The organism is Serratia sp. JSRIV004, assembly GCF_019968705.1.
GTDB classification, from domain to species: Bacteria; Pseudomonadota; Gammaproteobacteria; order Enterobacterales; family Enterobacteriaceae; genus Chania; species Chania fonticola_B.
Genome location: NZ_CP074140.1, coordinates 1111518 through 1133767, shown reverse-complemented (window position 1 = coordinate 1133767; position 22250 = coordinate 1111518). Strand labels below are relative to the sequence as shown.

The following is a 22250-nucleotide window of genomic DNA, read 5'->3' as shown; positions in this document are numbered from 1 at the left end:
AGACGATGGAAGAACCAAGACGGGAAAGTAGTATACCCGAACCTCTCTTGACCTACAAACGATCGTTTTACCTGCCATCATCTCAACCACCCTCGTGAGTTCATCCCGGTTTAATCGTTCGGCCCCCGTTTTAGAGCCTTTTAGAAACAATGGGTTAGCATAAAAAACTGCGTACAAACCGAGTTTAGATGCAATAAAACACCTTAGATTTCAGTTTGTTGAGCTTTTCTGCCGGTTAAACCAGATTCAGCAATCCACAACCCGGAGCTTAACCGTTTCAGCTTGAGCAAATATTGTCGCCGATCAAACAAGCGACACAGTTAGGACAACGGTATTGGCAATTAGTTTTCCAGGCGTTTTACCTGCTGCCAGGCCTCTTCCATCTGCTCCAACGTGGCTTCCTGCATTGTCAGACCGCGGCTTTGCACGATCTCCTCAACCTGGCGGAAGCGGCGTTCAAATTTGCGGTTGGCCACCTGCAACGCCTTTTCCGCCTTATGACCCAGATGGCGGGAAAGATTGACCGTGGCAAACAGCAGATCGCCAATTTCCTCTTCCAGCTTCTGCTCGTCTACCACCGCCTGCTGGGCTTCGTGCATCACTTCATCCAGCTCTTCATATACTTTGCCTACGACCGGCCCCAAGGTGTTCCAGTCGAAGCCGACCGCGGCACAGCGCTTCTGGATTTTATGAGCTTTCATCAGCGCCGGTAAGGCATTGGGAATATCATCCAGCGCTGAGTGCAGCGCTTTCTCTGCTCGTTCACCGGCCTTCAACTGCTCCCAGCGGGCGGAAACCGCCGCGCTGTCTGCTGCCTCAGCCTCACCGAAGATATGCGGGTGACGGCGTTCCAGCTTGTCGCTGATGGCGTTGCACACCTGGTCGAAGTCAAACAGCCCCTGCTCCTGGCCCATCTGAGCATAAAACACCACCTGGAACAGCAGATCGCCCAGTTCATCACGCAGCTCGGCATAGTCCTGGCGCTCAATGGCGTCCAGCACTTCGTAGGTTTCTTCCAGAGTGTAAGGTGCGATGGTGGCGAAGGTCTGCTTACGATCCCACGGGCAACCCACCTGCGGATCGCGCAGGGTTTTCATAATGGTCAGCAGGCGTTGCAGTGGTGTTGGTTGGGTCATGTTGAACTCTCTGAATAATTAAGGGCCCAGCATGCTGAGCCCTTAAGCAAAAAACAAAAATCAAGCGCCGTGCAGGCGTTTGGCGTCGATAACGTCGGGCAGTTGATTGAGCTTGGCCAGCACACGCCCCAGCACCACCTGGTTATAGATTTCGATGTCCATATCGATGGTGGCCAGCTGCTTTTTGGTGTCGCTGCGGCTGGCGACGCCCAATACGTTGACCTTCTCGTTGGCCAGGATAGTGGTGATATCACGCAGCAAACCGCTGCGATCGTTGGCCACGACGCGTACCACCAGCGAATAACCGCTGGAGTAGCTTTCCCCCCAGACCGCATCCACGATACGTTCCGGCGCGTGAGACTGTAGCTCCGCCAGTTGATCGCAATCCGCACGGTGGATCGAGATCCCACGCCCCTGGGTAATAAAGCCGACAATGTCGTCACCCGGGATCGGCTGGCAGCAGCGGGCAATGTGGTGCATCAGATTGCCGACGCCTTCGACCACCACGCGGCCATTATCTTTGTTGCGGGCCGAGGTTGCCGGGGCTTTCTGCTGGGTCAGTTGGCGTAACGCTTCGCGATCCTGCTCCTCGGCACTAGGTTTGTTGAGCTTGCCCTGTAGGAAGTTCACCATCTGGTTGAGACGGATATCGCCGCCGCCAATGCTCGCCAACACTTCATCCAACGAGTTGACGTTATAACGCGGGATCAGCAACTTTTCGGCTTCCCGCAGGCTGATACCGAGGTGTTCCAGCTCGTTGTCCAACATCTGCCGCCCGGCCAGGATGTTTTTATCGCGATCCTGCTTGCGGAACCAGTTGTGGATCTTGGAGCGCCCACGGCTGGTGGTGACATAGCCCAGGTTCGGGTTCAGCCAGTCACGGCTAGGGTTCGGCTGCTTCTGAGTGATGATTTCAATCTGATCGCCCATCTGCAACTGGTAGGTAAACGGCACGATACGGCCGCCGATCTTGGCACCGATACAGCGGTGACCGACGTCGCTGTGGATATGGTAAGCAAAGTCCAGCGGCGTGGAGCCGGCTGGCAGATCCACCACGTCGCCCTTCGGCGTAAACACGTAGACGCGATCGTCGAACACCTGGCTGCGCACTTCGTCGAGCATTTCGCCCGAGTCCGCCATCTCTTCCTGCCAGGCGATCAGCTTACGCAGCCAGGCAATACGTTCTTCGTAGCCGGAACGCGCCGTAACCACCGCGCCTTCTTTGTATTTCCAGTGTGCAGCGACGCCCAGCTCGGCATCTTCGTGCATCTGGCGGGTGCGGATCTGGATCTCCAGCGTTTTGCCACGCGGCCCGAGCACCACGGTATGGATCGACTGATAGCCGTTCGGTTTCGGGTTGGCGACATAGTCGTCAAACTCATCCGGCAGATGGCGGAAATGGGTATGGACGATGCCCAATGCCGCATAGCAATCCTGCAGGCGCTCTACCACTACGCGCACCGCACGCACGTCGAACAGCTCATCGAACGCCAGAGATTTCTTCTGCATCTTACGCCAGATGCTATAAATGTGTTTCGGGCGGCCATAAATTTCCGCCTTGATGCCTTCGATCTCCATCGCGCTATGCAATGAAGCCACGAAGTCATCAATAAACTGCTCGCGATCGATACGGCGTTCATGTAGCAGCTTGGCAATGCGTTTGTATTCATCGGGATGCAGATAGCGGAAGCAGAAATCTTCCAGTTCCCATTTCAACTGGCCAATGCCGAGGCGGTTGGCCAGCGGGGCGTAGATATTGGAACACTCTTTGGCCGCCAGCACGCGTTCGTCTTCCGGCGCATCCTTCACTTCACGCAGGTGGGCAATACGCTCTGCCAGCTTGATCACTACGCAGCGGAAATCTTCCACCATCGCCAGCAGCATGCGGCGCACGTTATCGACCTGCTCGGAGCCCATCGAGTCGTTGTGGGTGGCTTTCAGTTGGCGGATGGCGTCCATATCGCGTACGCCGTGCACCAGGGAGGTAATGCCGGAACCGAACTCTTCGGTAAGGGTCGCTTCAGGAACGATCGCCGCGTCCACCAACGGGAACAGCAGCGCCGCGCGCATACTGTCGTTATCCATGCTGAGGGTCGAGAGGATCTCCACCATCTCCAGGCCACGCCATAGCAGCAACGGCGCATCGGGATGGTCTTTCGTCTGCTGTTCACAGTAACGCCAGGTTGCGGCTAATCGCTCACCTGACTGCGGGTTGGGCAACCCCAGGCTGGCTATCCAGTCATCAAGCGCGAATTCACCCGCCGTATTCAGATGTGCAGTTCTTACCGCGACCATAACTTCTCCCTACTTTTTCCGCGACCCGTGGATAAACAGCGCCATGGATTCAAGATGCCCCGTGTGCGGGAACATATCCAACATCCGCACACGCGCAAGACGATAACCGGCGTCCAGCAACACTTTGCTGTCGCGTGCCAACGTCGTGGGGTTACAGGATATATACACCACGCGCTCTGGCGCCAGTTTTACAATGTGTGACATCACCCCAGCCGCGCCTGCGCGGGCTGGATCCAGCATCACCTTATCAAATCCCTGTGCTGCCCATGGTTGTCGCGCAACGTCATCTTCCAGATTTTCATGGAAAAAGGAGACATTACTGAGCCTATTCCTATCGGCATTATATTGCCCATTCGCTACCAGCGTGGCAACACCTTCAATCCCGACCACCGCCTTGGCCCGCTTGGCCAGCGGCAGGGTAAAGTTGCCCATGCCACAAAACAGATCCAATATGCGATCATTGGGCTCAATCTCGAGCCATTCAAGGGCCTGGGCCACCATTTGCTGATTTACCGCATCATTTACCTGAATAAAATCGCGCGGATTGAAGTCTAAGCGTAGCCCGTCAACCTGATAATACGGCGCTTCACCGCACAGTTTTTCCAGCCGTTCGCTATCCGGTGCCAAATAAACGGTGGTGCCATTTTGCTGGGCAAACTGCTGCAAAGCCTGACGATCGCCCTGCTTGAGTGCATCCAGGTGGCGCAACACCAGCACCGGTCCGTTATCCGCCAACACCAGCTCCGCATGGCCCAGACGCTGCACGGCCTGCAAGCCGCTCAGGCATTGATACAGCGGCACCAGCAGCCGTTCCAGTTCCGGTGCCAATACCGGGCACTGCTTCACCGCCACCAGATCGGACGAGGCGGCCTGGTGAAAACCCATCAGCAAACGGTGCTGCTGGGGTTGCCACTGTAACCCCAGCCGCGCCCGCCGACGGTAACCATACTGCGGCCCGGCAATCACCGGTTCCTGCTGCGGCGTCACCCCGGTTTCGCGGTAGATCAGGCGCCCCAGCGCCGCCGCCTTGCTTTGCTGTTGCAGCGCCTCGGAGACATGCTGCTGCTGGCAACCTCCGCACACACCAAAGTGTGGGCAGCGCGGCTCAACGCGTTGAATGCTGCAATTTAACAGTTGCCTGAGCTGACCTTTGGCGAATTGCCGTTTGTCCTGCGTCAACTGAATTTCGGCCTGTTCCCCCGGCAAAACGCCGGGGATAAATACCGCTTTGCCTTCATGGCGTGCCACTCCCTGGCCAAATGGATCGAGGTCCGTTACCGTCACCGTGAATATTTGTGAAGCTTGCCGGGTCGTCACGCGGCGTTTCGGAGAGTAGAATTGCGCCATAATTATTGATTGTGTGTTGGTTAATTAAGCTTAAGATTAGCCTCCAATTCTCCCACATTGGAATCCCATGACCAAATACAGCTTGCGCGCGCGCATGATGATCCTGATCCTGGCACCGACTTTATTGATCGGTCTACTGCTCAGCACCTTCTTTGTAGTGCACCGCTACAACGAGCTGCAGGAGCAATTAGTCGATGCTGGTGCCAGCATCATCGAACCTCTGGCCGTCGCCAGCGAATATGGCATGACCTTCCGCAGCCGTGAATCGGTCCGGCAACTGGTCAGCCTGTTGCATCGCCGCCATTCGGATATTGTCCGGGCGATCACCGTATTTGACTCGCAGAACAACCTGTTTGTCACCTCCAACTATCACCACAATTATACCCAGTTGCAGTTGCCCAAAGGTGTGCCGATGCCCACCGATATGATGCTGACCCGGCGTGGCGATTCGCTGATCCTGCGTACGCCAATCCTGTCGGAGTCACAGTTCCCGGACGAGGACACCAGCGGGGAGGCACATCCCGACAGCAATCTCGGCTATGTGGCGATCGAGCTGGATCTGCAATCGGTACGCCTACAGCAATATAAAGAGGTGTTCGTTTCTACCCTGCTGCTGCTGCTGTGTATGTGTATTGCCATTCTGTTTGCCTACCGCCTGATGCGCGACGTCACCGGCCCGATCCGCAATATGGTCAACACCGTCGACCGGATCCGCCGGGGCCAGTTGGATAGCCGGGTCGAAGGCTTTATGCTCGGCGAGCTGCAAATGCTGAAAAACGGCATCAACTCGATGGCGATGTCGCTGACCGCCTATCACGAGGAGATGCAGCAGAACATCGACCAGGCCACCTCCGACCTACGTGAAACGCTGGAGCAAATGGAGATCCAGAACGTTGAGCTGGATCTGGCGAAGAAGCGCGCGCAGGAAGCTGCCCGTATCAAATCGGAATTCCTGGCCAATATGTCCCATGAGCTGCGTACCCCGCTCAACGGGGTGATCGGCTTTACCCGCCAGACGCTGAAAACCGACCTGAGCGCCACCCAGACCGACTATCTGCAAACTATCGAACGCTCGGCCAACAACCTGCTGACCATCATCAACGACGTGCTGGACTTCTCCAAGCTGGAGGCTGGCAAGCTGATCCTGGAACATATTCCGTTCTCGCTGCGTGAAACGCTGGATGAGGTGCTGGTATTGCTGGCCCCTAGCGCACACGACAAAGGGCTGGAGCTGACCCTGGATGTGCAAAACGATGTGCCAGAGCAGGTAATTGGCGATTCACTGCGGCTACAGCAGGTGATCACCAATCTGCTCGGCAATGCGGTGAAGTTCACCGAAACCGGCAATATCGATATCCGCGTTGAGCTACGTAACCAGTTGGAACGCCAGGTTGAGCTGGAAGTGCAGATCCACGATACCGGCATCGGGATTTCTGAACGCCAGCAATCGCAGCTGTTCCAGGCTTTCCGCCAGGCAGATGCCAGCATCTCGCGCCGCCATGGCGGCACCGGGCTGGGCCTGGTGATCACCCAGAAGCTGGTGAAAGAGATGGGGGGCGATATCAACTTCCACAGCCAACTCAACCGTGGCTCGACCTTCTGGTTCCACATCACCCTCGATCTCAACGAAGGCATGTTGTCGCTGCCACCTAGTCTACCGGACTTGCGCGGTAAGACGTTGGCCTATATCGAAGCCAACCCAACGGCGGCCCAGGCAACGCTGAATATGTTGAGCGTCACCCATTTGGTGGTAACCCATTCGCCAACCCTGGGGCAATTGCCGAAAAATCATTATGACTTCCTGTTGGCAGGCGTACCGATCCCTTATCGGGATGCTAATGGCCAGCATCGAGACAAGCTGCTGGAGTCGCTGAAACTTGCCGATCGGGTGATCCTGGCGGTACCTAGCCAGTCGCAGATCGATGCCGAAAAAATGAAAAAGCTGGGCGCTATCGGCTGCCTGACCAAACCGATCAGCAGTAATCGCCTGTATCCGTTACTGCGTCTGGAGGCCCCGCTGCGTCAGAACGCACCAAAGGTACATAGACGCTTACCACTGACGGTGATGGCGGTCGATGATAACCCGGCCAACCTGAAGCTGATCGGTGCCTTGCTGGCAGAACAGGTAGAAAAAACGCTGCTGTGCGAAAGCGGTGAGGAAGCCATCGTGCTGGCACGTGATAACGTGCTGGATATGATCCTGATGGATATTCAGATGCCGAATATTGACGGCATCCGCGCCAGTGAGCTAATCCGCCAGATGCCGCACCACAACTCCACGCCGATCGTCGCCGTGACCGCCCATGCGGTGAGCGGCGAGCGAGAACACCTGTTGGAGGCTGGCATGGATGACTATCTGGCCAAGCCGATTGACGAAGCCATGCTGACACGGGTGCTCTCCCGTTATCACACCATCGAGCTTGAACCAGAGGCAGCCCAGCCGCGTAGCCCAGCTGAACCACCGTTATCGCTGGATTGGCCGTTGGCATTGCGCCAGGCCGCCAATAAAGAGGATCTGGCGCGCGATCTGTTGCAGATGTTGATCGAGTTCCTACCGCAGGTCAGCGATCGGGTAAAAGCCGTGCTGGAAGGAGAAGAGGACGACACCATTCTCGATCTAATCCACAAGCTGCACGGCAGTTGCAGCTACAGCGGCGTTCCGCGCCTTAAGCAACTGTGCTTCTATCTTGAGCAGCAACTGCGTCAGGGTGTGAGCAACGGTGATTTAGAACCGGAATGGCTGGAGCTGTTGGATGAGATTGAGCTGGTGGAGACGGAAGCGAAGTTCCAGTTGGGATAAGCCAGACCCCTCACCCTAACCCTCTCCCACAGGGAGAGGGGACTGTCCGGAGTTGTAGCAAGGTGCCGTGTCAATCTGTTAGCTGGGTAAAAGGGTTAGGGTGGGCCTGAAAATTCGGTGGTGTACCTTGGATGAGGGGACAATCGAGTTTGTTGAGATAGCCCCTTTATTTGCAAAAGAGCAGGGGCTAACAGCTCCCTCTCCCTACGGGCTGAGGTATCCCCACTAATTTTTTCTTAGTGGTTTCAGAAAATTAGAGCGAGTGTTTTACGATCAATCTGTTCCATTTTGTTCGTAAATTGGCAGTGAGAGAATGACGAACCACTTCTTCTCGTCTGCTTGAGGCTATTTTTTAGTCCGTTTGTGGGTAAAAAACAGCCTATTTCTCGTCTTAATTTTTCTGGGGATTCCTCAGCCCTACGGGAGAGGGTTGGGGTGAGGGGCGTCACCTTAACTAACCAGTACTCCGCTGCCCCTATCGGGTAACCTCTGCCTTGGCCAACTTTTCGTAATAACACGCCAGTGCGCTGTGATCGGCATTGCCCAGACCATCTGCGCGCAGTGCTTGCATCATTTCCATCACCGCAGCGGTCAACGGTAGCTGCGCCCCCACGCCATGGGAGGTATCCAGCGCGTTGGCCAGATCCTTGATGTGCAAGTCAATGCGGAAACCCGGTTTGAAATTGCGATCCATCACCATCGGTGCCTTGGCTTCCAACACCGTGCTGCCTGCCAGCCCACCACGGATCGCCTGGAATACCAGGTCTGGGTTGACCCCGGCCTTGGTGGCCAACACCAGCGCTTCGGACATGGCCGCAATATTCAGCGCAACGATCACCTGATTCGCCAGTTTGGTGACGTTGCCAGCGCCAATATCGCCAGTGTGCACCACCGAACCGGCCATGGATTTCATCACGTCAAAACAGCGATCAAACACCTCTTTATCGCCGCCCACCATCACCGACAATGTGGCATCTATCGCTTTAGGCTCACCGCCGCTCACCGGCGCATCAAGCATGGCGATCTGTTTGGCAGCCAGGGCTTCGCTGATTTCACGGCTTGCCAGTGGAGCAATAGAACTCATGTCTATCAGCACAGTCCCCGCTTTGGCTCCCTCAATCAGGCCATTTTCTCCCAATGCCACTTCCCGCACCTGCGGTGAGTTAGGCAACATGGTGATCACGATATCGCTCAATGCGGCCACCGCCTTTGGCGTGGCGGCAACATCGGCACCCAGCGCAGCCAGTTCAGCCGCCGCTTCGGCATTGCGGTCCATTACCACCAGCGAATAACCCGCCTGCAGCAGGTTTTTGCTCATGGGTTTCCCCATAATCCCCAAGCCAATAAATCCAATTTTCATCCCGTTCCCCTTATTCAACAGCCTGTTTAAACCGATCGCACAAGGCCTGCGTGGCCGTGCGGAATACGCCAAGATCGCTGCCGACGGCCACGAACCTGGCTCCCCATTCCAGATAACGGCGGGCATCAGCCTCAGCCGGTGCCAAGATGCCGCTGGCTTTACCGTGCGCGCTGGCTCGCTCAAAAATATGACGGATCACCGCCTGCACCTCCGGGTGATTTGGCTGGCCGAGATACCCCAAAGCGGCGGAAAGATCCCCCGGCCCGACAAAGATGCCGTCCACGCCCTCTACGCCAGCTATCGCGTCCAGGTTATCGACCCCCTGCTGGCTTTCGATCTGCACCAGCACCGCTATCTGCTGGTTAATCTGGGCGAAATAGTCCGGCACGGTGCCGTAACCGTTGCTACGGTGCGACACCGAGACCCCACGGATCCCCGCAGGGGGATAACGCGTCGACGCTACCGCCAACTCTGCCTGCTCAGCACTTTCCACAAACGGGATCAAAAAGTTGTAGAAACCGATATCCAGCAGGCGTTTGATAATCACCGGTTCGTTGCAGGGCGGCCGTACCACCGCAGCGCTAGGGCTGCCCTTGAGCGCCATCAGTTGCGGCACGAAAGTGCCAATGTCATTCGGCGCATGCTCGCCATCCAGCACTAGCCAGTCGAAACCGGCCAGCCCCAAGACTTCGGTGGAGATCGGGTTGGCAAGCGCAGACCAGCAGCCGATCAGGGTTTCGCCCGCGAGCAACGATTGACGAAAAGGGTTATGGCAGCTCTTCATGAAATTTCCTCTGTAGACGGATTAACGCACCAGGCACGGGCGTTTGTTATCAAAGATCCAGCCAGGGATCAGGTACTGCATACCCTGCGCATCGTCGCGTGCTCCAAGCCCGTGTTTCTGGTAAAGCTCATTGCCCCGCATTAAACGATCCCGATCCAGCTCGATCCCCAATCCTGGCCGTTGTGGAACCTGTACGCGGCCACCGACAATCTGCAGCGGTTCCCGCGTCAGCCGCTGGTTGCCCTCCTGCCAGATCCAATGGGTGTCGATCGCCGCAATGTTGCCCGGTGCCGCCGCGGCCACATGGGTGAACATCGCCAACGAGATATCGAAATGGTTATTGGAGTGTGAGCCCCAGGTCAGGCCGAACTCATGGCACATCTGCGCAACGCGCACCGATCCCTGCATGGTCCAGAAATGAGGATCCGCCAATGGAATATCCACCGACTGCAACTGCAGCGTATGCCCCATCTGCCGCCAGTCCGTGGCGATCATGTTGGTCGCGGTAGGCAGGCCAGTGGCACGGCGGAACTCCGCCATCACTTCCCGCCCGGAGAAGCCCTGCTCTGCCCCGCAAGGATCTTCGGCATAGGCCAACACGTTACGCAGCTGTTTGCCGAGTGCGATCGCTTCTTTCAGCGACCAGGCCCCGTTGGGATCGAGCGTGATGCGCGCCTGAGGGAAGCGCTGCGCCAACGCCGTGACGGCCTCAGCCTCTTCACTGCCCGCCAATACGCCACCCTTTAGCTTGAAATCGTTGAAGCCATACTTATCAAAAGCCGCTTCCGCCAGGCGCACAATGCTTTGCGGCGTCAGCGCTTGTTCATGACGCAGGCGATACCAGTCGCAGGCCTCATCCGGCTGGCTCTGGTAAGGCAGCGGCGTTTTGTTGCGATCGCCGACATAAAACAGATAACCGAGCATTTCCACCGAGTCACGCTGCTGCCCATCCCCTAACAGGGCCGCTACCGGCACATCAAGGAACTGCCCCAACAGGTCCAGCATTGCCGCTTCAATGCCGGTCACCACGTGGATGGTGGTACGTAAATCGAAAGTCTGTAGGCCACGCCCGCTGGCATCCCGATCGGCAAAGCGTTCGCGCACCCGGTTCATCACGTTCTTGTATTCCCCCAGGGTTTTGCCGACCACCAGGGACTGGGCCTCTTCCAGGGTTTGGCGAATTTTCTCCCCTCCAGGGATCTCCCCTAGCCCGGTATTACCGGCGTTATCCTGCAAGATCACGATATTACGGGTGAAGAATGGGGCGTGAGCGCCGCTGAGATTGAGCAGCATGCTGTCGTAACCGGCCACCGGTACAACCTGCATGGCAGTAATTTTTGGTGCTGTTGTCATAGAGATGTCCTCAAAATTGTGGGTTCAGTTGCCAAACTCGCCGCCGTGTCATTGCCTGCTGGCCTTAGCCATGGGTTTCAGTTCGATACGCTTGATATCTCCCACGATGAACAGGTAGCTGGCCACCGCCAACAGCGCATGGATCCCGACGTAGACCAGCGCGCCGTTAAACGATCCGGTGGTACCAATGATGTAGCCGATGGCGATCGGCGTGACGATGCCGGAGATATTGCCGAACATATTGAACAGGCCACCGCTCAGGCCGCTGATCTCTTTGGGGGCGGTATCTGCCATCACTGCCCACCCCAGCGCGCCCAGCCCCTTACCGAAGAACGCGGCGGCCATGATGCCCACCACCATCCATTCGGTTTCAACGTAGTTGCAGAAGATCATCGACATCGACAACAGCATGCCCAGCACGATCGGCGTTTTACGGGCGAAGGTCAGCGACTGGGTACGGCGCATCAGGTAGTCGGAAATCACCCCGCCGAGCACCCCACCGACAAAACCACAAATGGCAGGAACCGAGGCGACAAAGCCGGCCTTGAGGATGGACATACCCCGTGCCTGCACCAGATACACCGGGAACCAGGTGATAAAGAAATAGGTCAGCGCGTTGATGCAGTACTGGCCGATATAGACGCCAATCATCATGCGTGATTGCAGCAGTTGCTTGATCTGGAACCACTTCTCGCCTTTGACCTTCACCTGCGTGGCCTGTTTCTGATCCATATTGATCAAGGCACCGCCGGCTTCGATATAGTCCAGTTCCGCCTGGTTGATGCTGGGGTGATCTTTGGGATTGTGCAGCACCTTAAGCCAGACAAAGCTCAGGATGATGCCCAGCCCGCCCATAAAGAAGAACACGTGCGACCAGCCAACGGCATGCGTCAGCCAGCCCATGATCGGTGCGAAGATCACCGTGGCAAAGTATTGGGCCGAGTTGAAGATCGATACCGCCGTGCCACGTTCATGGGCAGGGAACCAGGCGGCGACAATCCGGCTGTTGCCGGGGAATGACGGTGCTTCTGCCAGGCCGACCAGGAAACGCAGCGCAAACAGCGCTATCACGATGCCAAAACCGCTGAAGATATCCACGAAGCCTTGCAGCAAGGTAAACAGCGACCAGATGAAGATGCTCCAGAAGTAGACCCGTTTGGAGCCGAAACGATCCAGTAGCCAGCCACCGGGGATCTGACCAATCACATAGGCCCAGGAAAACGCCGAAAAGATATAACCCATTCCAACCGGATCGAGGCCAATATCCTGAGCCATTGCGGTACCGGCAATAGAAAGCGTGGCACGATCGCCATAGTTAAATGAGGTGACGATAAACAGCATTACCACGATCCAGTAACGCTTATTGGTTCGCTTGATAGCACTGTTGGCAGCGCTGATAGTAGACATGGTGCTCTCCTGCATTACTATATTCATCCTGAAAAACCGCTAAAAATAGCTCAGAACGAAAGGTTTAAATTAAATTGCAGCCTTTTTTGAGCAGTTCGATTAATACGGCATCGGCAATTTTTAAACGCATTAACGCTTGGTGGAGAAAAGTATAGGGAACCGGCTGCCGCGACTCATCGGGCAAATAACCCAATAACAGAGCTAATATGGCGGCTTGTTTATGGCGTATGCCCAATCGGGCGCGGGCTGGCTCACGGATCCCCCAGTTGCGTGAGCTATCTCACAGCGGATTAGCACAATGCCAAAGATTGACTCCCGGGAAACGCCAAATCTAGGTCATTTGCATAATGCCCGACACCATTGCGAATGTTATGCTTTTTGCTGAGCCAGTTTTTCGATTATTACCCACGGCGTACATAAATCAGAGTACGTGAGGTTTCACTATGTCCGAATATGCAGTTGGCAGTATTAAAGCATTACCGCGCTATATTCAGGTTCATCGGCAAGATAACGTCGCCATTGTGGTTAATGACTATGGATTGCCTAAAGGGGCAAGCTTCCCTTGCGGTCTGACATTATTGGAGCATATTCCCCAAGGGCATAAAGTTGCGCTGCAAGATATTCCTCAAGACGGCACTATTTTGCGCTATGGCGAAGTGATTGGCTTTGCCGCACGGGATATTCGCCGTGGCAGTTGGATTGATGAATCGCTGGTACTGCTTCCCCCGGCCCCCGAGTTGGCCAGCTTGCCACTAGCCAACAATGTGCCCCAGGCATTACCGCCTCTGGAAGGTTATACCTTTGAAGGCTACCGTAATGCCGACGGCAGCGTTGGCAGCAAGAACCTGTTGGCGATCACCACCAGCGTGCACTGCGTGGCCGGTGTGGTGGATTATGTGGTGAAAATCATTGAGCGCGACCTGCTGGCGAAATACCCCAACGTTGACGGCGTGGTGGGTCTGAATCATCTCTATGGCTGTGGCGTCGCCATCAACGCTCCCGCAGCGGTGGTCCCTATCCGCACCTTACATAATCTGGCGCTCAACCCGAACTTTGGCGGCGAAGTGATGGTGGTGGGGCTAGGCTGCGAGAAGTTGCAGCCGGAACGCCTGCTGCAGGGAACCCCAGATGTACACCCCATCTCCGTGGATGAAAGCCGGATTGTGCGCCTGCAAGATGAGAAACACGTTGGGTTTCAGGCCATGGTGGCCGATATTCTGGCCGTGGCAGAGCAGCACCTGCAACGCCTGAACCGTCGCCAGCGGGAAACCGTGCCGGCCTCAGAGCTGGTGGTGGGAATGCAATGTGGTGGTAGCGATGCCTTTTCCGGGGTGACGGCCAACCCGGCAGTGGGATTTGCTTCCGACCTGCTGGTACGCTGCGGGGCAACCGTGATGTTCTCCGAAGTCACCGAAGTGCGTGATGCCATCCACCTGTTAACCCCACGGGTCGCCGATCAACACGTTGGCCAGCGCTTACTGGAGGAGATGGCCTGGTATGACGATTACCTCAACCAAGGGCAAACCGATCGCAGCGCCAACCCTTCACCCGGCAACAAGAAAGGCGGTTTGGCCAACGTGGTGGAAAAGGCATTAGGCTCGATTGCCAAATCTGGCAGTAGCGCGATTGTCGAAGTGCTCTCCCCCGGCCAACGCCCCAGCAAACGTGGGCTGATTTATGCTGCCACTCCCGCCAGCGACTTTGTTTGCGGCACGCAGCAGTTGGCTTCCGGCATTACGGTGCAAGTGTTCACTACCGGCCGGGGAACCCCTTACGGCCTGACTGCCGTGCCGGTGATCAAAATGGCAACGCGCAGCGCGCTGGCCGAACGCTGGCACGACCTGATCGATATCAACGCCGGAACTATCGCCACCGGGGAGGCAACCATTGAGCAGGTGGGCTGGCAACTGTTTGAACTGATCCTGGATATCGCCAGCGGCCGCAAGCAAACCTGGTCAGATCAATGGGGTTTGTTCAACGCGTTGGCGGTATTTAACCCGGCACCGGTTACTTGAGTGCAACGCCCCTCACCCTAACCCTCTCCCCAAGGAGAGGGAACCGAACGTGCAACTATTTAGCCTCCCGACTCCGTATTAGCTGGGGGTTTAAATATCGCGACACTGAAGCTTGAGGCTGGCGTACAGCTAGCCTAGTCTTCATCCAGCTGTAACCCCACATACAGCAACAGGCGCGCATCGAAATTGGCCAGGTTCAACCCGGTGAGTTCCGAAATGCGATTGAGACGATACTCCAGCGTATTGCGATGAATATAGAGTGCCTTGGCGGTCGCGGTGGGTTGCACATTATTCAGGAACCAGGCATTTAAGGTACGCAGCAGCAAACCATTACCGTCCATGGCTTTCAGACGTTCCAACGGCCGAGCCAGCTCATCCGCCTGCCAACCGCTACGCAGGCTGCCCAGCAATACCGGCAGCATCAGATCCTGATAATAATAGGCCCATCGCTCAGGCATGCGCTGCTTGCCAACGGCCATGGTGGTGCGCGCAGTGCGATAGGAACGCACCAGGCTGCCTGGGCCAACGAAATAGTTGCCGAGCGCAATACGCACTCGTAAACGGCTGCTTTCATTGATCCGCACCAGCAGATTCTCCACTCTCCGCCGGTGGGCCTCGGCATCCCAACGCCCATGGTGATTCAGCGCCGGTTTAAGTACCACCATTTCACTGAGAGAAACAATGGCGATCAGGTTGTCACGTTCCGGCAGCGTCAGCAGCTCCTGTAACTGCTGCAACTCGGCCATGGCGCTGTCGACTCCCAACTGGCCGCTATCCACCTCCACTACCGCCGCGACGCGGGGCTGGTTGGGATCTATTCCCAGGCGGTGCGCCCATTCCATCAAGGCCGGTGACAGATCCTCCGTACGGATCAGGTTCAACACGAACTCTTCACGAAAGCGGCTGTCCTGCGCCAACAAACTCAACAATCGCGCCTGCTCCAGCATCATTTCAGCGGTCATGCAGACCAGTTCACCGTACTGCCGCAGTTGCACCGGATCGCCAGTCAGGCCGATGACCCCAACGATATTCCCGTCAACGTGCAACGGCAGATTAATACCGGGCCGAACGCCGTGCAAATGACGGGCAACGGCATCGTCTATAGCGACCACCCTGGCCTGAGACAGCACCAGCAATGCCCCTTCATGCAGTTCCCCCAGCCGCTCAGGATCGCCACTGCCAATAATCCGGCCCCGGTTGTCCATCACGTTGATATTGCTATCAATAATTTTCATGGTGCGAGCGACAATTTCCCTGGCTAGCTTGGCATCAAGATGATACTCCGCCATTGCGTCTTATCCCCGTCGGATGATAAACCAACGTTCAGCATACCGACGCGCCTCTACTGGCACATTGTGCAGATGCCCAAATGCGTTTTGGCCGGGCGTGAGTTTGTGCTCAAACTCACAGTTTTTAGCCATAAAAAAAGGCACGCCGAAGCGTGCCTCTGTAGAACAACGTGACAACATTACTGCATCAGCAGATACAGCGTCGAGTCGCCACGTTGGATGTTCAACGCCAACACCGCAGGCTTGCTGTCGAGCACCTTACGCAGTTCGCCCAGGTTAGTGATCGGCTGCTGGTTCACACCCATGATCACGTCGCCTTTTTTCAGCCCGATGCGCGCAGCGGCACTGCCAGGTTTCACCTTCTCAATCTTCACACCTTTCACTTTGTCGGTGCTGTTGCTCAGTTCTGCACCTTCAATGCCGGTGTAAATATTGCTGGAATCAACCTGCTCCTGGCTGCTTTGCTCAAGCGTTACGTCAATGGTCACCGGCTTGCCGTCGCGGATAATGCCCAGCGCCATCTTGGTGCCCACCGGCAAGCTGCCGATTTCAGCACGGAACGACGCAAAGCTGGAGATGGCTTTACCGTTCAGGGTGACAATCACGTCACCGGCCTTGATACCGGCCTTGGCAGCGGAGGATTTCGGCACAACCTGGCTGACGAATGCGCCACGCTGGGCGTCCACTTTCATCGCTTGCGCCAGCTCGGAGTTCAGCTCGGTACCCATGATGCCCAGCTCACCGCGTTTAACCTGGCCATATTCCACCATTTGCGAGGTCAGGTTTTTCACCATGTTGCTTGGAATAGCGAAGCCGATACCGATGTTGCCGCCGTCCGGCGCCAGGATCGCAGTGTTAATGCCAACCAGCTCACCGTTCAGGTTAACCAACGCACCGCCGGAGTTACCCCGGTTGATCGCCGCATCGGTCTGGATAAAGTTTTCGTAGTTTTCAATGTTCAAGCCGCTACGCCCCAAGGCAGAAACGATCCCGGAGGTCACGGTTTCACCCAGGCCATACGGGTTACCGATCGCCACGGTGTAATCACCCACGCGCAGCTGCTCGGAATCGGCCATTTTGATCGCTGACAGATTTTTGGCATCTTTCAGCTGGATCAACGCGATATCAGAACGCGGATCCTTGCCGATCACCTTGGCTTCAAAGCGACGGCCATCGCTCAATTGCACCGTGATCTTGCTGGCATTGTCTACCACGTGGTTGTTGGTGACCACATAGCCTTTGTCCGCGTTGATGATGACGCCTGAACCCAGGGCCTTAAAGGCTTCCTGGGTAGTTGGCCCACCCGGCGCGCCACCTTGGCACATTGGGGAACCTTGGAAGGGTGAACCATCCTGGCAGAACGGCGACATTTGCTGTACCGTTTTCGCATTCACCGCGGCACTTCCTTCCACGTTAATGCTTACCACTGAAGGCATCACTTTTTCCAACATCGGTGCCAGGCTTGGCATCGGTTGGGCGCTAGTGGAGGCAGAAGCCGTTTCTGCGGCGTTGGCGGTCGTTACCGGACCCATTGCCAAACCAATACTCAAAGCCAGGGCGCTTAAAACCAGTGCTGTTTTTTTCATCTGTGTGTCTCTTAAAAGTCGTTCAAAAGGAATACCGGGTCTTGGTGCTTAGTAAGAGCCTGCTGATAAGCTGAAGTTCCCCTGGTGCGGCGGGCTAATAGTAAACAAATATTGTCGGTCTTTACAAAACTCGAAATAATGTTCCAGCTTGAGAGTTATCTCGCTAAAATAAGCGAGAATTATCTCATGATTTTATTCCGCCGCCATTAAACGACGATATTCATCATAGGCATAAAGGTCGGTCATGCCGCTGATATAATCCTGTAACAACCGCGCCCGGAAATAATATTCCCTAATAGCCTGCTGCTCGGCAGAAAGATGCTGCAAACCTTCCACCGCCTCGACATAGGCCAGGCGATGTTTGGTCGAAAGCTTGTGAAACAGCCGCGTTTCAATCGGGAACGCCCGGTGGCTGTCTTCCCGCACCAGCTGGCTGAAATCGGCCAGCGACATGGCCAGCAGCGGGCTATAAATGTCCAGCAGGCCGTTGATCACCCGGTAACCCTGGAGTTCCAACTGCTCCACTTCCGGGTGGTTGAACACGTGTTTGAACGCAACGTTCTTGAAGATAGCCAGCAGGCGGCAAGCCGGGCTGGCATCCTCCAACAAGGCTCCGTTAAAGTGGCCGTGATACACCGAGTCCAGGTTATCAATAAACCGCTGGGCCGCATGGGGAACCAATTTGGCAACGGTAAATACCCGCAGGTACATAAAGAACTGATCTTCTGAACTGCGACGCGCCCCGCTGCGCTCTATTTTGCGAAACGCACTGGCCACGGTCTTATCAAACAGATCCCCTGGAGCAATCTCGCCCCATTCCTGGGTTAAATGCTGATACAGCTGCTCCACGGTAAAGATGTTCTTTTCTACCGCGTCTTCCAGATCGGCCACGCAATAAGAAATATCATCGGCGGCTTCCATAATATAGGTGAGAGGGAAACGATCGAACTCTCCCATATGTAATTCACGCCGCAAACGATCGACAAAGGCTTCTTCCGCCAGATAAAACCCCGGCTTCTTCATCAGATAGCTGTGGCTGGCGGGAATATCGCTCGCCCAATAGGCCGGGCGGGTATATTTCAGGATGCAGCCAACCTGCGCATAGGTCAGGTTCAATTTCAGCAACGTGTAGACCAGGCGGATCGCCTGAGCATTGCCCTCAAAATGGCTGAGATCGTGGCGAATACGGCTGCGCAGCCGGTTAAGGTCGCTCTCCCCTTCATGCAGGCGTAACACCTCTACCTGGCAGCGATCGTGGCTACCCGGCTCACTGCCACAGCTGGCGGGATCGAGCCGCTGGCGGAACCAGTCGTTGATGGCCGATTCGCCGAAATGGCCAAACGGCGGATTGCCGATGTCGTGCATCAGGCAGGCCATTTCGACAATGCTCTCGAAAGGATCGAGCAGCTTGCTCAGGCCAAGCGCATCAATACGCTTTTCCTGTTTGAAGCGGTTGAGGATCTCTTTGGCAATATGCCGCCCCACCTGTTGCACTTCCATCGAGTGGGTCAGACGGCTGCGCACCGCCGCGTTACGCTCCAGCGGAAACACCTGCGTTTTCTGCTGCAAACGGCGTATCGCCGCAGAATTGACAATGCGACCGCGATCGCTCTCGAACTGGCGAATGATGTCGTACTCTTCTTCGGCTTCAATCGGCTTGCTAAAAGGCCGCTGAAAGCTGATCTTCTGCTTAAAGTCGATCCCGGACATCTGTTTCTCCTCCCGTTGCGCATTCCCTCCGTGATAACAATTCCCGGCGGCGGATGCAACGGTATTGCGGATTATCTCTCTCACAGAGCCATGATAGACTATGGCGCAATTTCCATACCCTATCAGCGAGTATTATTTATGAAAGTAGGCATCATCGGCGCAATGGAAGAAGAAGTTACCCTGCTGCGCGAGCAAATTGCGAACCGCCAGACCCTGCAACGTGCGGGTTGTGAGATCTATACCGGCCAAATCAACGGCGTGGAAGTCGCCCTGCTCAAATCGGGCATCGGCAAAGTGGCAGCGGCCCTGGGTACCACCCTGCTGCTGGAACAGTGCCAACCCGATGTGGTGATCAATACGGGTTCCGCCGGTGGCCTGGCCGCTACGCTGAACGTGGGCGATATCGTGGTATCTGAAGAAGTGCGTTACCACGACGCCGACGTGACCGCCTTTGGTTATGAACCAGGCCAGATGGCCGGTTGCCCACCAGCGTTCGTTGCCGATCCCGCGTTGATCGAGCTAGCGGAAAACTGCATCAAACAGCTTAACCTGAACGCGGTACGCGGCCTGATTTGCAGCGGTGACGCCTTTATTAACGGTGCCGAGCCTCTGGCCCGCATCCGCAACACCTTCCCAACCGTTGCCGCCGTTGAGATGGAAGCCGCCGCCGTTGGCCACGTTTGCCATCAGTTCGGCACGCCATTCGTGGTGGTACGCGCGATTTCCGACGTTGCCGATAGTGAATCCCATATGAGCTTCGACGAGTTCCTGGCGGTGGCCGCCAAGCAGTCCTCGCTGATGGTCAATGCCATGCTGCAAGCCCTGGCCAAGCGCGGTTAATGTGAAGCTGCGTCTGTGCGCCCTGCTGAGCTGGCTGATCCTGGGGATGCTGCTGCCTGCCAGCGCCGCCCAACGGGTGATCAGCCTGGCACCGAGCACCACGGAGCTTGCCTACGCGGCCGGTATGGGGGATACCCTGCTGGCCGTCAGCGCTTACTCCGATTATCCCCCTGCCGCCAAACAGTTGGAACAGGTCGCCTCCTGGCAAGGGATCAACCTGGAACGGATCCTGGCGTTGAAACCCGATCTGGTTCTCGCCTGGCGTGGCGGTAATCCCCAGCGGGTATTGGATCAGCTCGCCTCCTTCGGCATCCCGATTTTTTATGCAGATGCCAAGAATATTGACGAGATCGCCCAATCGCTGGATGCGTTGGCGCAGTACAGCCCTCATCCGGAACAGGCACATCAGGCCGCTGCCAGCCTCCGCCAACAGGTAGAGGAGCTGAAAACGCGCTATGCCAGCAATTCGCCAAGGCCAGTGCTGCTGCAGTTTGGCACCCAACCGCTGTTCACCAGTTCGGCGGCCACGTTACAAAGCCAGGTGCTGTCCTTGTGCGGCGCAGAGAATATCTTTGCCGATAGCCCCGTGCCTTGGCCGCAGGTGAGCCGTGAGCAGGTGCTGGTGCGTAAACCGCAGGCCATCGTGATCAGCGGGAATGCCCAGCAGATCGCCAATGTGAAAGCCTTCTGGGGCCCACAGCTGGACGTGCCGGTGATTGCCCTTGAGGAAGATTGGTTTAACCGTGCCGGGCCACGCATCATGCTGGCGGCACAATCACTATGCGGTCAATTGGCGGAGATCCATTGATGGTATTTTGGCTGGATATTCTTGGTACGGCGGTGTTTGCCATTTCCGGCGTGTTGCTGGCGGGCAAATTACGGATGGATCCCTTTGGCGTATTGGTACTGGGGGTAGTGACCGCGGTCGGCGGCGGGACGATCCGTGATATGGCGCTCGCCAACGGCCCGGTATTCTGGGTAAAGGATCCCACCGATCTGGTGGTGGCGATGATCACCTGTGTGCTGACGCTGCTGCTGGTGCGCCAGCCGCGTCGGTTGCCGAAATGGATCCTGCCGGTGCTGGATGCCATCGGGCTGGCGGTGTTCGTCGGGATCGGCGTCAATAAGGCGTTCGCCGCAGGCAGTGGACCGCTGGTGGCGGTCTGCATGGGAGTGATCACCGGCGTCGGCGGCGGGATTATCCGTGACGTGCTGGCCCGTGAGATCCCGATGATCCTGCGAACCGAGGTCTACGCCACCGCCTGCATCGTTGGCGGAGCGGTGCACGTCACGGCGTTCTACAGCTTTGGTATGCCGTTACAGCATGCCATGATGTTGGGGATGATCATCACGCTGGGCATCCGCCTGGCCGCCATTCGTTGGCATCTGAAACTACCGGCCTTTATCCTCGAACAGTAATTCTTGCCTCCGCCAGCTTCGGCGGAGGCTTTGCTGTTAATTAGTATATTCGACTATTATATAAGCAATGTGCTATTATTTTGCGCTATTAAAATGCGCTTGAATAATGTAATCATCCAGTTAACTCTTCGTTAAAAATTATCCCGCGCCATTAAGTTCCGTTCACTTTTGCCGATAGGTCCTATTGCTGTGGCCTGCGGATAGGTATTGTTTTGAATTTAAGCATGAAGAAAAATCTTTTGATCGCCAGCACACTGTTGTTGAGCAGCAGCGTGCTGGCCGAAAACACCAGCGGCAAGATGGGTATCAGTCTGACGATTGTGCCCACCTGCAGCGTAACCACGACCGGCAACACGCCACAGGTAGAATGCGGCAATGGCACAGTCTTACAGCCGAAGATGAGCCATAGCAAACGGATAGTAGACGATCGGGAAAGCGAACTGATCACCGTGGAATGGTAGGCACAAAAAAACCCGCGCACCGTACAGGCAGGCGGGTTTTTTAACGGCGGCAGATCAGATACTGAATGAAGAACCGCAGCCGCAGGTGGTTTTGGCATTCGGGTTAGTCACGATAAAGCGTGAACCTTCCAACCCTTCGGTGTAATCCACCGCGCCGCCAACCAGATATTGCAGGCTCATCGGATCAACCACCAGCGCAACGCCCTGTTTCTCGATGGTCATATCGCCGTCGTTGATCTTGTCATCAAACGTGAAGCCGTACTGGAATCCACTGCAGCCACCACCGGTAATGTAAACCCGCAACTTCAGGTTTGGATTCTCTTCGTCAGCAATCAGGAATTTCACCTTGCTTGCTGCTGCCTCGGTAAATTGCAGGGGCAGTGCTGTTTCATCACTCATACTCGTTACTCCCAACAGTGTTTCACATCAGGCGACGACGACGGTAACC

17 protein-coding genes are annotated in these 22250 nt (G+C 56.1%); 6 read left to right on the top strand and 11 right to left on the bottom strand.

From position 1 onward, the window contains the following. Positions 1-341 precede the first annotated feature (341 nt). From mazG to rlmD, 3 genes are read right to left on the bottom strand one after another with little or no spacing between them, the layout of a single operon-like run. Complete coding sequence (mazG, locus tag KGP21_RS05325) at positions 342-1136, bottom strand: nucleoside triphosphate pyrophosphohydrolase (RefSeq protein WP_059199780.1); 795 nt, start codon at positions 1134-1136, stop codon at positions 342-344. 60 nt (positions 1137-1196) lie between these two features. After that, a complete protein-coding gene (gene relA, locus KGP21_RS05320; RefSeq protein WP_021179385.1) occupies positions 1197-3431 on the bottom strand; it encodes a GTP diphosphokinase in 2235 nt (744 codons plus the stop codon). A gap of 9 nt (positions 3432-3440) precedes the next feature. Then, positions 3441-4778 (bottom strand): 23S rRNA (uracil(1939)-C(5))-methyltransferase RlmD, encoded by a 1338-nt coding sequence (gene rlmD, locus KGP21_RS05315; RefSeq protein ID WP_179249330.1) that lies wholly within the window; start codon positions 4776-4778, stop codon positions 3441-3443. Positions 4779-4845: 67 nt separating this feature from the next. Between rlmD and barA the strand changes: the two genes are divergently transcribed. Then, positions 4846-7578, top strand: a complete 2733-nt coding sequence (gene barA / locus KGP21_RS05310) for a two-component sensor histidine kinase BarA (protein WP_059199778.1) — start codon at positions 4846-4848, stop codon at positions 7576-7578. A 475-nt stretch (positions 7579-8053) separates the two neighbouring features. Here the strand turns inward: barA and garR are convergent, their stop codons facing one another. Genes garR through KGP21_RS05290 form a run of 4 tightly spaced genes read right to left on the bottom strand, consistent with a single transcriptional unit; the run spans position 8054 to position 12482 of the window. Further along, entirely contained in the window at positions 8054-8938 is an 885-nt protein-coding gene (gene garR, locus KGP21_RS05305) for a 2-hydroxy-3-oxopropionate reductase (RefSeq protein WP_115159091.1), read from the bottom strand. Between the two features lie 10 nt (positions 8939-8948). Then, the gene (garL, locus tag KGP21_RS05300; RefSeq protein WP_059199776.1) at positions 8949-9722 is read right to left on the bottom strand and encodes a 2-dehydro-3-deoxyglucarate aldolase; all 774 of its coding nucleotides are present in this window, start codon (positions 9720-9722) and stop codon (positions 8949-8951) included. Between the two features lie 21 nt (positions 9723-9743). Beyond that, on the bottom strand, positions 9744-11075 hold the full coding sequence (gene gudD / locus KGP21_RS05295) for a glucarate dehydratase (protein WP_094982131.1): 1332 nt from the start codon (positions 11073-11075) through the stop codon (positions 9744-9746). Positions 11076-11123: 48 nt separating this feature from the next. Then, positions 11124-12482 carry an MFS transporter gene (locus KGP21_RS05290; protein ID WP_024483471.1) on the bottom strand — a complete coding sequence of 453 codons (1359 nt, stop codon included), beginning with the start codon at positions 12480-12482 and terminating at the stop codon, positions 11124-11126. A gap of 443 nt (positions 12483-12925) precedes the next feature. Between KGP21_RS05290 and garD the strand changes: the two genes are divergently transcribed. Then, the gene (garD, locus tag KGP21_RS05285; RefSeq protein ID WP_223537437.1) at positions 12926-14497 is read left to right on the top strand and encodes a galactarate dehydratase; all 1572 of its coding nucleotides are present in this window, start codon (positions 12926-12928) and stop codon (positions 14495-14497) included. 134 nt (positions 14498-14631) lie between these two features. On the opposite strand, the gene KGP21_RS05280 is transcribed toward garD, so the two are convergent. The 3 genes from KGP21_RS05280 to dgt form a co-directional block, all read right to left on the bottom strand. Continuing rightward, complete coding sequence (locus tag KGP21_RS05280) at positions 14632-15786, bottom strand: CdaR family transcriptional regulator (protein ID WP_071682220.1); 1155 nt, start codon at positions 15784-15786, stop codon at positions 14632-14634. 179 nt (positions 15787-15965) lie between these two features. Next, entirely contained in the window at positions 15966-17372 is a 1407-nt protein-coding gene (gene degP / locus KGP21_RS05275) for a serine endoprotease DegP (RefSeq protein ID WP_059199772.1), read from the bottom strand. Between the two features lie 192 nt (positions 17373-17564). Continuing rightward, positions 17565-19082, bottom strand: coding sequence for a dGTPase (gene dgt, locus KGP21_RS05270; RefSeq protein WP_115159088.1), 1518 nt, complete (start codon positions 19080-19082; stop codon positions 17565-17567). Positions 19083-19220: 138 nt separating this feature from the next. Here dgt and mtnN point away from each other — a divergent pair, with 138 nt between their 5' ends. The 4 genes from mtnN (at position 19221) to KGP21_RS05250 (ending at position 21802) form a co-directional block, all read left to right on the top strand. Further along, positions 19221-19922, top strand: coding sequence for a 5'-methylthioadenosine/S-adenosylhomocysteine nucleosidase (gene mtnN, locus KGP21_RS05265; protein WP_024483476.1), 702 nt, complete (start codon positions 19221-19223; stop codon positions 19920-19922). Position 19923: 1 nt separating this feature from the next. Next, entirely contained in the window at positions 19924-20730 is an 807-nt protein-coding gene (btuF, locus tag KGP21_RS05260) for a vitamin B12 ABC transporter substrate-binding protein BtuF (protein ID WP_021179371.1), read from the top strand. Next, positions 20727-21341 carry a TRIC cation channel family protein gene (locus tag KGP21_RS05255; protein ID WP_059199769.1) on the top strand — a complete coding sequence of 205 codons (615 nt, stop codon included), beginning with the start codon at positions 20727-20729 and terminating at the stop codon, positions 21339-21341. Before btuF ends, KGP21_RS05255 begins: the two co-directional genes overlap by 4 nt. A 224-nt stretch (positions 21342-21565) precedes the next feature. Next, positions 21566-21802 carry a hypothetical protein gene (locus KGP21_RS05250; protein WP_059199768.1) on the top strand — a complete coding sequence of 79 codons (237 nt, stop codon included), beginning with the start codon at positions 21566-21568 and terminating at the stop codon, positions 21800-21802. A 54-nt stretch (positions 21803-21856) separates the two neighbouring features. Here KGP21_RS05250 and erpA read toward each other — a convergent pair whose 3' ends face one another. Further along, complete coding sequence (gene erpA / locus KGP21_RS05245; protein WP_021179368.1) at positions 21857-22201, bottom strand: iron-sulfur cluster insertion protein ErpA; 345 nt, start codon at positions 22199-22201, stop codon at positions 21857-21859. Between the last annotated feature and the right edge of the window lie 49 nt (positions 22202-22250).

What these genes read in the sequence shown, in the direction of transcription:
- dgt (WP_115159088.1), bottom strand. Translation starts at nt 19,082, where the DNA reads ATGTCCGGGATCGACTTTAAGCAGAAGATCAGCTTTCAGCGGCCTTTT.
- barA (WP_059199778.1), top strand. Translation starts at nt 4,846, where the DNA reads ATGACCAAATACAGCTTGCGCGCGCGCATGATGATCCTGATCCTGGCA.
- KGP21_RS05280 (WP_071682220.1), bottom strand. Translation starts at nt 15,786, where the DNA reads ATGGCGGAGTATCATCTTGATGCCAAGCTAGCCAGGGAAATTGTCGCT.
- mtnN (WP_024483476.1), top strand. Translation starts at nt 19,221, where the DNA reads ATGAAAGTAGGCATCATCGGCGCAATGGAAGAAGAAGTTACCCTGCTG.
- garD (WP_223537437.1), top strand. Translation starts at nt 12,926, where the DNA reads ATGTCCGAATATGCAGTTGGCAGTATTAAAGCATTACCGCGCTATATT.
- KGP21_RS05250 (WP_059199768.1), top strand. Translation starts at nt 21,566, where the DNA reads ATGAAGAAAAATCTTTTGATCGCCAGCACACTGTTGTTGAGCAGCAGC.
- rlmD (WP_179249330.1), bottom strand. Translation starts at nt 4,778, where the DNA reads ATGGCGCAATTCTACTCTCCGAAACGCCGCGTGACGACCCGGCAAGCT.
- degP (WP_059199772.1), bottom strand. Translation starts at nt 17,372, where the DNA reads ATGAAAAAAACAGCACTGGTTTTAAGCGCCCTGGCTTTGAGTATTGGT.
- KGP21_RS05290 (WP_024483471.1), bottom strand. Translation starts at nt 12,482, where the DNA reads ATGTCTACTATCAGCGCTGCCAACAGTGCTATCAAGCGAACCAATAAG.
- mazG (WP_059199780.1), bottom strand. Translation starts at nt 1,136, where the DNA reads ATGACCCAACCAACACCACTGCAACGCCTGCTGACCATTATGAAAACC.
- relA (WP_021179385.1), bottom strand. Translation starts at nt 3,431, where the DNA reads ATGGTCGCGGTAAGAACTGCACATCTGAATACGGCGGGTGAATTCGCG.
- garL (WP_059199776.1), bottom strand. Translation starts at nt 9,722, where the DNA reads ATGAAGAGCTGCCATAACCCTTTTCGTCAATCGTTGCTCGCGGGCGAA.
- garR (WP_115159091.1), bottom strand. Translation starts at nt 8,938, where the DNA reads ATGAAAATTGGATTTATTGGCTTGGGGATTATGGGGAAACCCATGAGC.
- gudD (WP_094982131.1), bottom strand. Translation starts at nt 11,075, where the DNA reads ATGACAACAGCACCAAAAATTACTGCCATGCAGGTTGTACCGGTGGCC.
- erpA (WP_021179368.1), bottom strand. Translation starts at nt 22,201, where the DNA reads ATGAGTGATGAAACAGCACTGCCCCTGCAATTTACCGAGGCAGCAGCA.